Raw genomic sequence first — 14,004 nt, forward strand, 5'->3', positions numbered from 1 at the left:
CCGTCTATGTGGGCGACCGTTCCGAGCGCTTCCGTTTGGCAGCGCCCCGTCCGGTGAAAAGCCCTCTAGGCGGGGCATTTGATTCGGTCAACCGCGAAATTCCGCCCTTTTTGAATTTCCCCTCCGAAAGTTGAGAATGCGGCCCCTCCCGATCGCGTGAAAAGCCCGGCCTTTCGGGCATTTCGGAGATTTCACGCGCTTGTAATAAAAATGCGTTTCCGGAACCGGATTGGGCGCCGGGTCCCACGCCTCTCCATCCGAATCCCGATCCTGCTGCGGCAAGAATCGGGAATCAGGGGAGAATCGGTGCGAGAATCAGGCCAGCGGCTCGCCTTCCCACAATTCGGTATCGATCTGCGCCTGCGCATCGCGCGGGTAACGCGGCCCCGACACCGCCCTGAAATCGAACAGGCTGTCGACGCGGTCGAGCAGCGGACGCGGCAGATCGAGCCTGGCCGCCGCCAGATCCTCGTCGAGATGGGCCATGTTGGTCGTGCCGGGAATCGGCACGATGAAATCACGACGGGACAGCAGCCAGGCCAGGCAGAGCTGCGCCATGGTGCAGCCCACTTCGTCGGCGAGCCCGTTGAGCTTCGTTGCCAACACCAGATTATGGGCAAGGTGGGGCGGCTGGAAACGCGGCATGGCGCCACGAATATCCCCCTCCGGCACGCCCTGTGGCCCAACCCCGCCGGCGAGCAGACCGCGGCCGACCGGCGAAAAGGCCACGAAGCCGATGTCGAGTTCCGCGCAGGCGTCGAGCACGGCGACCTCCGGGTTGCGGCTCCAGGGCGAATATTCGGTCTGCACCGCGGTGATCGGATGGACCGCATGGGCGCGGCGAATCGTCGTGGCCGACATTTCCGACAGGCCGATCGCGCCGATCTTGCCATCCTCCACGCCGCGCACCAGCGCGCCGACCGATTCCTCGATCGGTACCTTCGGGTCGAGGCGATGGAGATAATAGAGATCGATATGGTCGGTCCTGAGCCGACGCAGCGAATCCTCCAGCACGCGGGTGATCGCCTGGGGTGAGCCGTCGAGGCCGCGCTTGCCGTCAATCTCGGCCAGCACGCATTTGCTGGCGAGAGTGAAATCGGCCCGGCGGTTCATGATGGTGCGGCCGAGCAATTCCTCATTGGCGCCGAAGCCATAGAGGGCGGCGGTGTCGAAGAAGGTCACGCCGACATCGAGCGCATGGCGCAGCAGCCGTTCGGCCTCGTCCGCAGACGGGCGCGGCAGATAGGCGTGGGAGAGGTTCATGCAGCCAAGGCCGATGGCGGAAACGGTGAGTGCGCCCAGGCGGCGGGTGGGAAGAGCGGTCGTCATGGGGTGGGAAACATCCTGTCGGTTGGGGCCGTGCGTGACGCATGAGATAGGTCCGCCTCTCCGCTCTGTCATGCCCTTGGTCATGCCTTCACCCAGCAGGACGAAAGAAGATGGGGTTTACCCGGCTTAATAAAGCCAATCTTGCCCGGCGGACGCAGCGGGGTCATTTCGACGGCACATTATAGACCCTTATGCCGCCCTGCGGCGCGAGCGAGCCCATGACCCGGAACCTTACCCATCTTCAGCGCCTTGAGGCGGAGAGCATACATATATTGCGGGAGGTAGTGTCGGAGGCGGAGCGGCCTGTGATGCTTTATTCGGTGGGCAAGGATTCGGCGGTGATGCTGCATCTGGCGAAGAAGGCCTTCTATCCCTCGCCGCCGCCCTTCCCGCTGCTCCATGTCGACACCACCTGGAAGTTCCGGGCGATGTATGATCTGCGCGACAAGGCGGCGCGCGACGCGGGCATGGAACTGCTGGTCCATCATAATCCCGAGGCCCAGGCCCGCGGCATCAACCCGTTCGACCATGGCGCCCTCCATACCGACATGTGGAAGACGGAAGGGTTGAAGCAGGCGCTCGACAAGTTCGGCTTCGACGCGGCCTTTGGCGGCGCGCGCCGCGACGAGGAGAAGAGCCGCGCCAAGGAGCGCATCTTCTCCTTCCGCACCGCCTCCCACGGCTGGGATCCCAAGAACCAGCGGCCCGAGCTGTGGAACCTCTATAATGCGAAGAAGGCCAAGGGCGAGAGCATCCGCGTCTTCCCCATCTCCAACTGGACCGAGCTCGACATCTGGCAATATATCCAGCTCGAGGGCATCGAGATCGTGCCGCTCTATTTCGCCGCCCCCCGCCCCACCGTCGAGCGCGACGGCATGCTGCTGATGGTCGATGATGACCGTTTCCCGCTTGAACCGGGCGAAGTGCCGGTCGAACGCTCGATCCGCTTCCGCACACTGGGCTGCTATCCCCTCACCGGCGCGGTCGAGAGCGAGGCCAGCACCCTGTCGGAGGTGATCCAGGAGATGCTGCTCACCACCACATCCGAGCGCCAGGGCCGCGCCATCGACAAGGATGCCGGCGGCGCCGGCATGGAGAAGAAGAAGCAGGAGGGGTATTTCTGATGTCCGACGTGATCACACAGGACCCCGTCTACCAGACCGATGCCCTCATCGCGCAGGACATCGACGCCTATCTCGACGTCCACCAGCACAAGACCATGCTGCGCTTCATCACCTGCGGCAGCGTCGACGACGGCAAGTCCACCCTGATCGGGCGGCTGCTCTATGACAGCAAGATGATCTTCGAGGATCAGCTCGAAGCGCTGCAGGCCGATAGCAAGCGCGTCGGCACCCAGGGCGGCGAGATCGACTTCGCCCTGCTGGTCGATGGCCTCGCCGCCGAGCGCGAACAGGGCATCACCATCGACGTCGCCTATCGCTTCTTCGCCACCGAGAAGCGCAAGTTCATCGTCGCCGATACGCCCGGCCATGAACAATATACCCGCAACATGGTCACCGGTGCCTCCACCGCCGACCTGGCCGTCATCCTGATCGACGCGCGCAAGGGCATCTTGACCCAGACGCGGCGCCATAGCTACCTCGCCCACCTGATCGGCATCCGCAACATCGTGCTCGCCGTCAACAAGATGGACCTGGTCGGCTATGATCAGGCCGTGTTCGACAAGATCGTGGCGGACTATGCCGCGTTCGCGCAATCGATCGGCATCAGCGCCTTCACGCCCATCCCCATCTCCGGCTTCAAGGGCGACAATATCACCGCCCGGTCCGACAACACCCCCTGGTATCAGGGCCCAACGCTGATGGCGCATCTCGAAAGCGTCGAGGTCGATGCCACCACCGCGGCGGCCAAGCCCTTCCGCATGCCGGTCCAGTGGGTCAATCGCCCCAATCTCGACTTTCGCGGCTTTGCCGGCCTGATCGCCAGCGGATCGGTCAAGCCGGGCGACGCCGTGCGGGTGCTGCCTTCGGGCAAGACCAGCACCATCTCGCGCATCGTCACGATGCCGGGTGGTACCGGCCCGGCAAGCGGGACCGGTGGTGACGGCGACCTGGACGAAGCGATCGCCGGCCAGTCGGTCACGCTCTGCTTTGCCGACGAGATCGACTGTTCGCGCGGCGACGTCATCGCCGTGGCCGACAATCCGCCGGAGGTCTCCAGCCAGTTCGAGGCGACCATCGTGTGGATGGATGACGAGGCGATGCTGCCGGGCCGGCCCTATTGGCTCAAGATCGGCACGCAGAGCGTCTCGGCCACCGTCCAGGCGCCCAAATATGTCGTCAACGTCAACACCATGGAGCATCTGGCCGCCAAGACGCTGGACTTGAATGCCATTGGCGTCGCCGAACTGGCGACCGACAAGCCGATCACGTTCGAGCCCTATGCCGATAACCGGACCCTGGGTGGGTTCATCCTGATCGACAAGATCAGCAACCGCACCGTGGCGGCGGGCATGCTCCACTTCTCGCTGCGCCGGGCCCAGAACGTCCATTGGCAGGCGACCGACATCGGCCGCGAGGCCCATGCCGCGCTCAAGAACCAGCTGCCCCGCATCCTCTGGTTCACCGGTCTCTCGGGCTCTGGCAAGTCGACCATCGCCAATGAGGTGGAAAAGCGGCTCGCGCTGATGAACCGCCACACCTTCCTCTTGGATGGCGACAATATCCGCCATGGCCTCAACAAGGATCTGGGCTTTACCGAGGCAGACCGGATCGAGAATATCCGCCGCGTCGGCGAGGTTGCCAAGCTGATGGCCGACGCGGGCCTGATCGTGCTGACCGCCTTCATCTCCCCCTTCCGCGCCGAGCGCGAGATGGTGCGCGAGATGCTGCCGGACGGCGAGTTCATCGAGATCTTCGTCGATACGCCGCTGGAGGTCGCCGAGGCGCGCGACGTCAAGGGCCTCTACAAGAAGGCGCGATCGGGCAGCCTCAAGAACTTCACCGGCATCGACAGTCCCTATGAGGCGCCCACCAGCCCCGAAATCCGGGTCAACACCGTCGAGATGACCCCGGAGGAAGCCGCCGAGCATATCATCCGCAAGATCATGCCGCTCAAATGAGAGAGGGCAGCATGACCGACGCGGACCTCGCCGCCCATCTCGCCGAGACCGCCGGCCGCCTGCTACTGGAGGTCCGCGCCTCGGGCCTGTTCAGCGCCAGGGCGCTCGGCAAGGCCGGCGACCAGACCGCCAACCAGTTCCTCGTCCATGCGCTGCGGGAACAGCGGGCCGAGGACGGGTTGCTCTCCGAGGAAATGGCCTGTGACGGGGCGCGGCTCCAGCACAGCCGCGTGTGGATCGTCGATCCGGTCGACGGTACCCGCGAATATGGCGAGGCGCGCGCCGACTGGGCCGTCCATGTCGGCCTCGCCATTGATGGCGTCGCCACCATCGGCGCGGTCGCGCTGCCGGGGCATGAAGACGGTATCGTCCTGCGCACCGACCAGCCGCGTGTCGTGCCGCCCGCGCCCGAGAAGCTGCGCATGGTCGTATCCCGCACCCGCCCCGCCCCCCAGGCGGTCGCGGTGGCAGAGGCGCTCGGCGCCGAACTGGTGCCCATGGGCAGCGCTGGCGCCAAGGCCATGGCCGTGATCCTGGGCCAGGCCGACATCTATCTCCACGCCGGCGGCCAATATGAATGGGACAGCTGCGCGCCCGCCGCCGTCGCACTCGCACACGGCCTCCACGCATCCCGAATCGACGGATCGCCGCTCATCTACAACCAAGAAGACACATATATGCCTGACCTCCTCATCTGTCGGCGCGAACATGCCGACAGCGTGCTGGGGGCACTGAAGGGCTAGGCGCGGGTCGCCAGTCCGGCACCGACATCAGCGCCCGCCCAGGCGCGCCAACGGTCACCGTCGGGGTCCACCTCCATTCGATCCGCCAGGTCGAAGATCTTCACTGCCGGTCGATCGACATGATAGGCGGGCCAGTCCGGCTCTGGCGCGCCATGGCGGACGAAATGGGCGATATGATCGGTCATCCGCCGGCCGAGCGCAGCCCGACGCCCGCGCATTGGCCCGCCCCGCGCCAAGGCGGCGCGCAGGCCGCGCAACGGCCAGGTCAGGGTCAGATCGAGCCCATGGGCCGCGCCGGCGATCGGATGGCGATAGTCGAAACGATAGAACCAGGTCGGCGCCTGCCCCGACTGGCGATCGGCGAAATGGCGCGTCGGCATCAGGAAGGTGAGATCGGTGGCGAGCGCGCGGCGCCCCGCCTTGTCGCGCGGATAGGTAGCGAGGATACGGGCCGCATGATCCGCCGGCAATTGGGCATGGAGCAAGGCTTCGAGCGCCGGCCAGCCGGTCGGCAAGATATCGCCGGGCATCAGTTCGAACAGGCGGATTTCCTCACGCGTGGCGCCGGCGAGCAACGGCACCGGCGCTGCCGGCTCCGCCACCGCATCCGCCAGCGAGGCGGGCAGCAGGTCGCCGTCGAACCAGGGGGCGGCAGGAATAGTTCCGGGATTGGCGGCACCGGCCGCGCCCTGCGCCTCGAACAGGCGGATGAGGTCCATGCTGCGCAGCGCGGCGAGATCGGGGTTGCCGAGCGCCGCCATATAATCGCGCGCCACCTGTTCGCTGCGGTCGCGGCCATGGATCAGGCTGACCGCGCCGCTCTGCATGATCGCCCCGGCAAAGAGGCCGCGCGCGGCCGGGGCGTGGAGCAATAGCGAGACCGACATGGAGCCGGCCGACTGACCGCCGACCGTCACCCGCGCCGGATCGCCACCGAAGGCCGCAATATTGTCCCGCACCCAGGCGAGCGCCGCGATCTGGTCGCGCAGGCCGAGATTGGAGGGGATGCCCGGCACGACCGCGCCGAAATTGACGAAGCCGAGCACGCCCAGCCGATAGTTGATGGTGACGACGATGATGTCACCGTCGCGGGCGAGATCGCTGCCGTCATAGCTATGGCCGCCACCCGCGACGAAGGCGCCGCCGTGAATCCAGACATAGACCGGCAGCGGGCCGGTCGCGCCGTCGGGCACATGGATGTTGAGGGACAGGCAATCCTCGGCAAAGTCGGGCATGGAGAGCCGCGCCCGTTTCGCCTGATTGCCATACATTTGCGGACATTGCGGACCGGGACGTGATGCGTCGCGCACATCATTCCAGGGCGTCGGCGCCTCCGGGGCAGCAAAGCGGTCGGCCCGTGCATAGGGAATGCCACGCCAGCATCGCACGCCGTTCGTCCGGATGCCGCGCACCGGCCCGGCCGTGGTCGTCACCGTCAATCCGTCCATGCCGCCCCTCCCGTCTTGCGGCGAAGATGCTAGGCGGCGCCGGATCAGGCGCCAACGCACGGGGCGGAGATAGCGGCGGGGCGATGCCCCTGCCCGATCAGGGCTGCATCGAAGGGGTGACGACCAGCCGGTCGAGAATTTCCGCCATGCGATCGAGCGGATAATCGGGTTCCTGCTGCAGCCACCAGGCAAGAATCTCGACCGTGGCACTGACCGCGAAGACGATGCGCAGTTCGTCGGGCAGCCAGCCGGCATCATGCGGCCTCTGCTGCGCCAGCTGGCGCGCCTGGTCAGAAAATTCCTGCTTGAGCATGGTCGCCGCGCCGCCGGTCAGGAAGGCCGACCAGAGCGCGCGCCGTTCGCCGACATAAGCGAACAGGGTCATGCAGGACTGGCGCGCATCATCGGCGAACAGGATCGGCAGCGCGCGTTGCAAAAGGTCGGCGATCTGTCCGGCCGCCAGATCGTGCAGCAGCGCATCCTTGGACGGATAATGGCGGAAGAAGGTGGCGTAGCCGACCTCCGCCTCGCGCGCGACCTCGCGGATCGTCACCTGATCATAGGGGCGGGTTTCCAGCAGGTGGAGCATCGCGTCGAGCAGTTGGCGGCGGGAGCGCAGCTGGCGCGCGTCGGTCGGCAGATTATCCATCGGGGCCATGGCTTAGGGCCTTCGCACCCGCCTGAACAGAGGGGAGGATCGCCCGGCCGATGATCCGCCCCCGCCCCATTGCCCGGCGCCCCTGCCCGACTAGGGTCCGGCCCGACAGGAGAGGAAGCACGCCATGAACAACCGGATCGAGACACTGATAGCCAGGGAAGAGATCAGGGAACTGGCCCAGCTCTATTCGCGCGGGGTCGACCGGCAGGATTTCGCGCTGATCCGGTCGCTCTATACCGACGACGCGACCGACAGCCATGGCGCCTATTATGACGGGCCGGTCGATGGCTATGTCGCCTTTCTCGAAGCGTCGCTGCCGCACATGCATATCGGCAATCATTTCGTCTGCAACCATCTGGTCAGTGTCGATGGCGATACCGGCGAGGGCGAGGTCTATGCCATTGCCTGGCACCTGATCCCCGACGGCAAGGGCGGGCTGCTGCACGACATCCAGGGGGTGCGCTATATCGACAGCTATCGCCGCGTCGATGGCCAGTGGCGCTTCGCCAAGCGGGTGGTGAGCTTCGACATGAAGCTGCTGCAACCCGCCGCCGACCATGGCGACAAGCCGGTGCCGGTGAAGGATCCCAGCTATGCGCTGCTGGCGCCGCTGTTTGCGCGCGGGGCCGGTCGGTAACGGCTTCGCCGCAGCGATGTCGCCGCCGCTTCCTTGACAGTCAAATCAACAATCCTGTTGATGATAGCCAAGAAGAGCGGCGCGACAGGCGCCCGCTGGAGCGGATGATGGCCTTTTCGACGATCGACCTGACCGCCCGCATCGGCACCGAAATCCGGACCGACGCGGCAACCCTGGTGTCGGGCGCCCACGCCGACACGATCCTGGCGCTGTTGCAGCAGCGCGGCGTGCTGATCGTGCGTGGGCTGCACATGAGTCGCGAAGATCAGCTGGCCTTTTCCCACACGCTGGGCCGGGTCCAGCCGCAGGGCGAAGGCGGCATCTTCAAGGTGACGATCGACCCCAAGGAGAATCCCGGCGCCGAATATATCAAGGGCGCCTTCTTCTGGCATATCGACGGGGCGAGCGACGATGTGCCCAATTTCGCCGCGACGCTGAACGCCAAGTCGCTGTCCAGGACCGGGGGCAGCACCTATTTCGCCAATACCTATGCCGCCTGGGACGACCTGCCCGACGAAGAGAAGGCGGCCTATGACGGGTTGCGCGTGGTCCACAGCTTCGAGACGTCGCAGCGCTATGTGAACCCCGAACCCACCGTGGCGGAGCTGAATTTCTGGCAGATGCGCACGCCCAAGGTCCATCCCTTGGTCTGGACCCATGAGACCGGGCGCAAGTCGCTGGTTCTGGGGTCGACCGCCGACCATGTCGAGGGGATGGACCCGGCGCAGGGCCGCGTGCTGCTGTCCAGGCTGCGCGAATGGGCGATCCAGCCGCAATTCGTCTATCGCCACGACTGGACGGAGGGCGACCTGCTGATCTGGGACAATAGCGGCACGATGCACCGGGTCGATCCCTATCCGCTGGAAGAAAATCGGATGATGCACCGCACGACGATCGAGGCGATCGAGCAACTGGTCGGCGCCTGAAAGCGACACCGAAATTGACATATAGGAAGGAATTGCGATGACGAGGTCTCTCAACGGCCGCACGGCCGTGGTCACGGGTGCAGGATCGGGCATTGGCCGCGCGATCGCGCTGCGCCTGGCCGAGGATACGGCCAAGATCGCGGTGTGGGACATTAATGGCGACGGCGCGGCCGAGACCGTCAAGCTGATCGAGGCGGCAGGCGGCACTGCCATCGCCATCACCGTCGACTGTTCGGACAAGGCGGCGATCCATGCGGCGGCGGAAGAGACCCGCGCCAAGCTGGGGCCGATCGCCATCCTGGTGAACAATGCCGGCATCGCCCCCTTCACCCCGTTCATGGACATTGACGACGATCTGTTCGACAAGGTCATCCGCATCAACCTGCGCGGCCCCTATCTGCTGACCAAGGAAGTGCTGCCCGACATGCTGGCCGCCGGCTGGGGTCGGGTGATCAACATCACCTCCTCCTCGGTCCAGTCGGGCTCCTTCGCCCAGGGCCATTATGTCTCGTCCAAGGGTGGCCTGATGGGCATGACCAAGGCGCTGGCGCTGGAATTCGCGCCGAGCGGCGTGACCTTCAACATGGTGCCCCCCGGCTTCATCGACACGCCGATGCTGCGCGCCGCGCCGATCGACGCCGACGCCTTTGCCCAGACGCTGCCGATGAAGCGGATCGGCAAGCCCGAGGATATCGCCGCCGCCTGCGCCTATCTGGCGTCGGAAGAGGCCAGCTACATCACCGGCCAGACGATCAGCACCAATGGCGGCCGCTATATGGGGTCGCATTAACAGGACCGCATCTGGCGATGAGAGCCGGGACGCTTGCATGGGCGGCCCGGCCATTTATGCTCCAGCCATGGTCCAGAAACGTCGCGTCGGCGCCGAAAGCTCCGAAACCCGCGCCCGGATCGTGGAGGCCACCGAACAGGTGATCCGCGACGAAGGCTATGCCGCCGCCAGTTCGCGCCGGGTGGCGCTGCGCGCCGAACTGCCGCCCTCGCTGGTCCATTATTATTTTCCGACCACCGACGACCTGCTGCTGGCGGTGTTCCGCCGCGGCGCCGAACAGAGCGACGCGATGATCGAGGCGGCGCTGACCAGCGCCGATCCGGTGCGGGCACTGTGGCGCTTCTTCTCCGACCCCAGCCGCAACGCGCTGGCGATGGAATTTGTCGCCATGGCCAATCACCGCAAGGCGATCCGCGCCGAGATCGCCCGCCACAGCGAAGCGATGCGAGATCGCCAGGCGCAGTTGATGGAGCAGTTGCTGGGGGATCGACTCGCCGATCACAAGGTGACGGCGGCGGGCCTCAGCCTGTTGCTGGCCGCCGTCGGCCGCACCCTGGTGATGGAAGCCGACATGGGGGTCGCGAGCGGACATGCCGACGCGCGCGCTTCGGTCGAGGCGCTATTGGACGAATTGCTGCCGCCCAAAAAATGAGAGGCATTGACTTTTCCATGCAAGCATGTTGAACATGTGTTCAAACGCGCAGGGATGCATAGGAGAGCAAGGCATGTCCGCCACCACCATTACCCGTTTCGTGCATGAAGATATCAAGCCGAGCATCGGCAGCCGCATCCTCAACAGCAAGGAGGAACTGCTGGCCGGCGAGCTGGCGCCGCAGATCCGCGAGCTGCTGGAACAGCGCGGCGTGCTGGTCTTCCCGAAGATCGACTTCACCGACGAGGAACAGATCGCCTTCACCAAGACGCTGGGCGCCTTTGCCCCCGAGCATCGCGGTGGCGAGGAAATCCACAAGATCACCCTCGACGTGAAGGAAAATCCGCAGAGCGCCGAATATCTCAAGGGCTCGCTCTACTGGCATATCGACGGCACGATGAACGATGTGCCGATCCTCGCCTCCTTGCTGTCGTGCAAGGTGCCCGCCACCTGGGGCGGCAATACCGGCTTCTGCAACACCTATGCCGCCTATGAGGCGCTGACCGACGAGCAGAAGGCGGAGTATGAGAAGCTGCGCGTGATCCACTCGGTCTGGGCGACGGTCTTCTATTATGAGCCCGAGCCCAGCCTCGCCAAGCTGAAGGGGATGCGCCAGGTCGGCGAGAATGAGCTGCCCCTGGTGTGGAACCACAAGTCGGGCCGCAAGTCGCTGGTGCTGGGCTGCACCGCCCAGCGGGTCAAGGATCTCGATCCCTATGCCAGCGCCGAAATCCTGGTCGGGCTGCGCGAATGGGCGACCCGCGAGGAATTCAGCTACAGCCATGAATGGAGCGTCGGCGACCTGGTCATCTGGGACAATACCGGCACCATGCACCGGGCCGAGAAATATGATCCCGACTGCAACCGCATGATGCACCGTACCAAGCTGCAGGGCGAAGAACCCTTCGAATAAGGATCGGCCCCACGGCCTTTCCACGCCCGCCGCCCCACCGGGTTGGCGGGCGTTTTGCCCTGCCCCCGGAGCATCGTCATGAGCAATCCGCTGACCTTCGGCTATCTCTATGATTTCCGGAACCCGCCCCAATGGGAACGGCGCCCGGCCGATCTCTATGCCGAGATACTGGACTTCGTCGCCTGGAGCGAGACGGCGGGCTTTGCCGGTGCCTGGGTGCCCGAACATCATGGCGCGCAGGATGGTTACATGCCCGCGCCCAATGTCGCGCTGGCGGCGATCGCGGCGCGCACCAGCCGGATCAGGCTGGGATCGGCGATCGCGCTCGCCCCGCTCTATCATCCGGTCCGCTTTGCCGAGGAGTGCGCGGTGCTGGATATCCTGTCCGACGGCCGGCTGGAGATGGCGCTGGCAATCGGCTACCGCCGCCGCGAGACTCAGGCCTATGGCGTCGATTTCGGCAAGCGCGGCGCCCGCTTCGACGAGTTTCTGGCAATCGTCCAGCGGCTATGGGCGGGCGAGACGGTCGATTTTGCCGGGCAACATTACAGCATCGCCGGCGCAACCCTGCGCCCGGCCGCGCCGCGCGGCCGCATCCCCCTCTATATCGGCGGCTTTGCCGAAAAGGCGCTGGCGCGGGTGGCGAAATATGCCGACGGCTATTTCGGCAATGAGGAGGTGTGCGGCCTTTATGCCGACAAGCTGCGCGCCGAGGGGAAAGACCCGGCCGCCGCGCGCATCCGCATCCAGAGCCTGTTCACCCTGGTCGCCGAAGACCCCGAGGCGGCGATGGCGGAGATGGCCCCCTATTTCCACCATGTGAACGAGACTTATGGCGCATGGCTGGCCGAGGATCAGGCGTCCGGCATCGACAAGGTGGCGCTGAAACCCATGTCGCTCGACGCCTTCAAGCGCAGCGGCATCCTGCAGATCCTGACCCCCGACGCGGCGATCGACCATTTCCGCGCAATGCAGCAACGCATCAATGTCGAGCATATCATGATGATGCTCCCGCCGGGCCTGCCGCCGGCGAAATTCCAACCCTATGCCCAGTTGTTCGCCGACAGGGTGATGCCCGCCTTCTGAAGGGCGGCGTCAGTTCCCCTGCAAGGCGCGGCGCAGCGCCGCGAGGCGCATCGCCTGGAGCGCCTGCATCTGCGGCGTATCGGCGCCGGCCAGGCCGAAGCCATGATAGGCGCCGGGCGTGACATGGAGTTCGACTGCGATGCCGAGCGCCATCAGCCGGCGGGCGAAGTCGATATCCTCCTCCAGGAACAGGTCGAGCGCGCCGACGCTGATGAAGGCGGGCGGCAGGCCGGACAGGTCGGGGCAGCGGGCCGGCACGGCCTGCACGGACACAAGGTCGGTTCCGGCGTCCTGTCCGAGTAAAGCCCCCCAGCCATAGCGATTCTGCGCCGGGGTCCAGACGAACCGGCCGGTGACCGGATGATGCGGCGCGCTGCTGCCGGTGCGATCGTCGAGCATCGGCGCGTCGAGCAGCATGAAGCAGATCGGATAGGCGCCAAGGTCGCGGGCATGGATCGCCAGCGCCACGGCATGGCCGCCACCCGCGCTCTCGCCGCCGACCGCGATGCGGCTGGGGTCGATGCCCAGCGCGTCGGCCTGGTCATGCAGCCAGCCGAGCGCCGCGTAGCAATCGTCGCGCGCGCCGGGAAACGGCGTTTCGGGCGCCAGCCGATAATCGACCGACAGGACGACACAACCCAGCTGCGCCACCCAGGCCCGGTTGGACAGGTCGCTCATATCGGCCATGCCGAGCACGAAGCCACCGCCATGAATATGGAGATAGGCCGGCCGCCGCGCGTCGCCAATCGCCTCGGCCGGGCGATAGAGCAGGCAGCGGACATCGGGCGATCCGGGCGCGCCGGGCAGGAAGACTTCCTCCCGCTGCACGGCAGCCAGCGCATCGGGCATTGGTTCTGCTGGGCGGTTGGCAAAGGGCTGGCGGAAGGCGGCGATCGTCTGATCGCTGAGGTCGAGCGGCGGGAAGAGGTCGAGCGCCGCGCGCAATTCGGGGGCCACCAGTTGCCGCGCCTCGTCCATCGTCCCGTTTCCTCTATTGAGCGTCGCGCGGCCGGTCATAGGCGGCGCCATCGAAATGGTCGAGCGGCACCAGGGGTTCGGCGGTGAAGTCGATCACCCGGCCGACGCGGATCGCATGGACCGCATTTTCCGGCTGGAAGGTGAAGCAATTGGGCGGCACGCGGGTCGCGGTCGATTGCCGCTCCATCGGAATCAGCCGGCCATTGGCGAGGATCGTGCCCCATTGCAGCAGCCGGGCGGCCTCACGCCGGGGCTCATCCAGCGCGTCGATCCACAGGCGCAGCTTCATCAGCGACTGGCCGGCAATCTCGGCGGGCGCGACCATGACATGGCGGCGATGGGCGACCTGCAGCACCGGCGCGCCGTTGCGGCGGATTTCGGCCACCGCCTCATCCTCGATCGGATCGCAGGCAAGAATCTCGTAACGGGTCGGCGCATCGTCGCCGGCATGGGCGGCGGCCAGCACGGCCAGGTCGTGCAAATGGGTGCAGTTCGCCTTCTTCTCGCCCCGCGCCGCCGCCTCAGCCAGCGCGACACCGGTGAAGGTCGCCTGCAGCACCGCAGGCGCGCCCGGACAGGTAGTCCAGGGCACCCGCTCCATGATCGCGTCGACGCCGCTGATGCGCGCGCCGTCATGGTGCAGGATGACGGCCATGCTGTGATAGTCATCCTCGACTGCCGCCGTCACCCGGCCGGGCCGCGGCGTCACCAGGAAGCGACGGCGAAAGCCGGGCAGCATGTCCAGCATGCCGCTGTCCATCG

14 protein-coding genes are annotated in these 14,004 nt (G+C 66.0%); 9 read left to right on the top strand and 5 right to left on the bottom strand.

Translation table 11 applies throughout. The features are described 5' to 3' along the window. Nucleotides 1–315 precede the first annotated feature (315 nt). The gene (locus tag AC0KVN_RS21780) at nucleotides 316–1,329 is read right to left on the bottom strand and encodes an aldo/keto reductase (RefSeq protein ID WP_435568043.1); all 1,014 of its coding nucleotides are present in this window, start codon (nucleotides 1,327–1,329) and stop codon (nucleotides 316–318) included. Between the two features lie 191 nt (nucleotides 1,330–1,520). Between AC0KVN_RS21780 and cysD the strand changes: the two genes are divergently transcribed. From cysD to AC0KVN_RS21795, 3 genes are read left to right on the top strand one after another with little or no spacing between them, the layout of a single operon-like run. Beyond that, entirely contained in the window at nucleotides 1,521–2,453 is a 933-nt protein-coding gene (gene cysD, locus AC0KVN_RS21785) for a sulfate adenylyltransferase subunit CysD (protein ID WP_313737922.1), read from the top strand. Beyond that, on the top strand, nucleotides 2,453–4,411 hold the full coding sequence (gene cysN / locus AC0KVN_RS21790; RefSeq protein ID WP_483656385.1) for a sulfate adenylyltransferase subunit CysN: 1,959 nt from the start codon (nucleotides 2,453–2,455) through the stop codon (nucleotides 4,409–4,411). The genes cysD and cysN overlap by 1 nt, the downstream gene beginning before the upstream one ends. An 11-nt stretch (nucleotides 4,412–4,422) precedes the next feature. Next, the gene (locus AC0KVN_RS21795; RefSeq protein ID WP_435568045.1) at nucleotides 4,423–5,154 is read left to right on the top strand and encodes a 3'(2'),5'-bisphosphate nucleotidase CysQ; all 732 of its coding nucleotides are present in this window, start codon (nucleotides 4,423–4,425) and stop codon (nucleotides 5,152–5,154) included. Here AC0KVN_RS21795 and AC0KVN_RS21800 read toward each other — a convergent pair. Both AC0KVN_RS21800 and AC0KVN_RS21805 read right to left on the bottom strand, forming a co-directional pair. Continuing rightward, a complete protein-coding gene (locus AC0KVN_RS21800; protein WP_435568046.1) occupies nucleotides 5,151–6,602 on the bottom strand; it encodes a carboxylesterase/lipase family protein in 1,452 nt (483 codons plus the stop codon). The genes AC0KVN_RS21795 and AC0KVN_RS21800 overlap by 4 nt on opposite strands. Before the next feature lie 97 nt (nucleotides 6,603–6,699). Beyond that, nucleotides 6,700–7,260 carry a TetR/AcrR family transcriptional regulator gene (locus AC0KVN_RS21805; protein WP_367349554.1) on the bottom strand — a complete coding sequence of 187 codons (561 nt, stop codon included), beginning with the start codon at nucleotides 7,258–7,260 and terminating at the stop codon, nucleotides 6,700–6,702. A 124-nt stretch (nucleotides 7,261–7,384) separates the two neighbouring features. On the opposite strand from AC0KVN_RS21805, the gene AC0KVN_RS21810 reads away from it, so the two are divergent. The 6 genes from AC0KVN_RS21810 to AC0KVN_RS21835 all read left to right on the top strand — a co-directional run bounded on the left by AC0KVN_RS21810 (nucleotide 7,385) and on the right by AC0KVN_RS21835 (nucleotide 12,264). Beyond that, the gene (locus tag AC0KVN_RS21810) at nucleotides 7,385–7,897 is read left to right on the top strand and encodes a nuclear transport factor 2 family protein (protein WP_483656386.1); all 513 of its coding nucleotides are present in this window, start codon (nucleotides 7,385–7,387) and stop codon (nucleotides 7,895–7,897) included. Nucleotides 7,898–8,001: 104 nt separating this feature from the next. Continuing rightward, a complete protein-coding gene (locus AC0KVN_RS21815; RefSeq protein WP_206434215.1) occupies nucleotides 8,002–8,823 on the top strand; it encodes a TauD/TfdA dioxygenase family protein in 822 nt (273 codons plus the stop codon). Nucleotides 8,824–8,860: 37 nt separating this feature from the next. Continuing rightward, a complete protein-coding gene (locus AC0KVN_RS21820; protein WP_435568047.1) occupies nucleotides 8,861–9,613 on the top strand; it encodes an SDR family NAD(P)-dependent oxidoreductase in 753 nt (250 codons plus the stop codon). A gap of 67 nt (nucleotides 9,614–9,680) precedes the next feature. Then, nucleotides 9,681–10,265 (top strand): TetR/AcrR family transcriptional regulator, encoded by a 585-nt coding sequence (locus AC0KVN_RS21825; protein ID WP_234831948.1) that lies wholly within the window; start codon nucleotides 9,681–9,683, stop codon nucleotides 10,263–10,265. 73 nt (nucleotides 10,266–10,338) lie between these two features. Beyond that, on the top strand, nucleotides 10,339–11,178 hold the full coding sequence (locus tag AC0KVN_RS21830) for a TauD/TfdA dioxygenase family protein (protein ID WP_037521676.1): 840 nt from the start codon (nucleotides 10,339–10,341) through the stop codon (nucleotides 11,176–11,178). Between the two features lie 78 nt (nucleotides 11,179–11,256). Next, the gene (locus AC0KVN_RS21835) at nucleotides 11,257–12,264 is read left to right on the top strand and encodes an LLM class flavin-dependent oxidoreductase (protein WP_435568048.1); all 1,008 of its coding nucleotides are present in this window, start codon (nucleotides 11,257–11,259) and stop codon (nucleotides 12,262–12,264) included. Nucleotides 12,265–12,273: 9 nt separating this feature from the next. On the opposite strand, the gene AC0KVN_RS21840 is transcribed toward AC0KVN_RS21835, so the two are convergent. Beyond that, a complete protein-coding gene (locus AC0KVN_RS21840) occupies nucleotides 12,274–13,242 on the bottom strand; it encodes an alpha/beta hydrolase (RefSeq protein WP_435568110.1) in 969 nt (322 codons plus the stop codon). 13 nt (nucleotides 13,243–13,255) lie between these two features. Beyond that, nucleotides 13,256–14,002 (bottom strand): DUF2889 domain-containing protein, encoded by a 747-nt coding sequence (locus AC0KVN_RS21845; RefSeq protein WP_435568049.1) that lies wholly within the window; start codon nucleotides 14,000–14,002, stop codon nucleotides 13,256–13,258. Nucleotides 14,003–14,004 lie beyond the last annotated feature (2 nt).

It is taken from the genome of Sphingobium sp. SG1, assembly GCF_057063145.1.

What these genes read in the sequence shown, in the direction of transcription:
- AC0KVN_RS21780 (WP_435568043.1), bottom strand. Translation starts at nt 1,329, where the DNA reads ATGACGACCGCTCTTCCCACCCGCCGCCTGGGCGCACTCACCGTTTCC.
- AC0KVN_RS21815 (WP_206434215.1), top strand. Translation starts at nt 8,002, where the DNA reads ATGATGGCCTTTTCGACGATCGACCTGACCGCCCGCATCGGCACCGAA.
- AC0KVN_RS21795 (WP_435568045.1), top strand. Translation starts at nt 4,423, where the DNA reads ATGACCGACGCGGACCTCGCCGCCCATCTCGCCGAGACCGCCGGCCGC.
- AC0KVN_RS21835 (WP_435568048.1), top strand. Translation starts at nt 11,257, where the DNA reads ATGAGCAATCCGCTGACCTTCGGCTATCTCTATGATTTCCGGAACCCG.
- AC0KVN_RS21845 (WP_435568049.1), bottom strand. Translation starts at nt 14,002, where the DNA reads ATGGACAGCGGCATGCTGGACATGCTGCCCGGCTTTCGCCGTCGCTTC.
- AC0KVN_RS21820 (WP_435568047.1), top strand. Translation starts at nt 8,861, where the DNA reads ATGACGAGGTCTCTCAACGGCCGCACGGCCGTGGTCACGGGTGCAGGA.
- AC0KVN_RS21840 (WP_435568110.1), bottom strand. Translation starts at nt 13,242, where the DNA reads ATGGACGAGGCGCGGCAACTGGTGGCCCCCGAATTGCGCGCGGCGCTC.
- AC0KVN_RS21805 (WP_367349554.1), bottom strand. Translation starts at nt 7,260, where the DNA reads ATGGCCCCGATGGATAATCTGCCGACCGACGCGCGCCAGCTGCGCTCC.
- AC0KVN_RS21830 (WP_037521676.1), top strand. Translation starts at nt 10,339, where the DNA reads ATGTCCGCCACCACCATTACCCGTTTCGTGCATGAAGATATCAAGCCG.
- AC0KVN_RS21810 (WP_483656386.1), top strand. Translation starts at nt 7,385, where the DNA reads ATGAACAACCGGATCGAGACACTGATAGCCAGGGAAGAGATCAGGGAA.
- cysN (WP_483656385.1), top strand. Translation starts at nt 2,453, where the DNA reads ATGTCCGACGTGATCACACAGGACCCCGTCTACCAGACCGATGCCCTC.
- cysD (WP_313737922.1), top strand. Translation starts at nt 1,521, where the DNA reads ATGCCGCCCTGCGGCGCGAGCGAGCCCATGACCCGGAACCTTACCCAT.
- AC0KVN_RS21825 (WP_234831948.1), top strand. Translation starts at nt 9,681, where the DNA reads ATGGTCCAGAAACGTCGCGTCGGCGCCGAAAGCTCCGAAACCCGCGCC.
- AC0KVN_RS21800 (WP_435568046.1), bottom strand. Translation starts at nt 6,602, where the DNA reads ATGGACGGATTGACGGTGACGACCACGGCCGGGCCGGTGCGCGGCATC.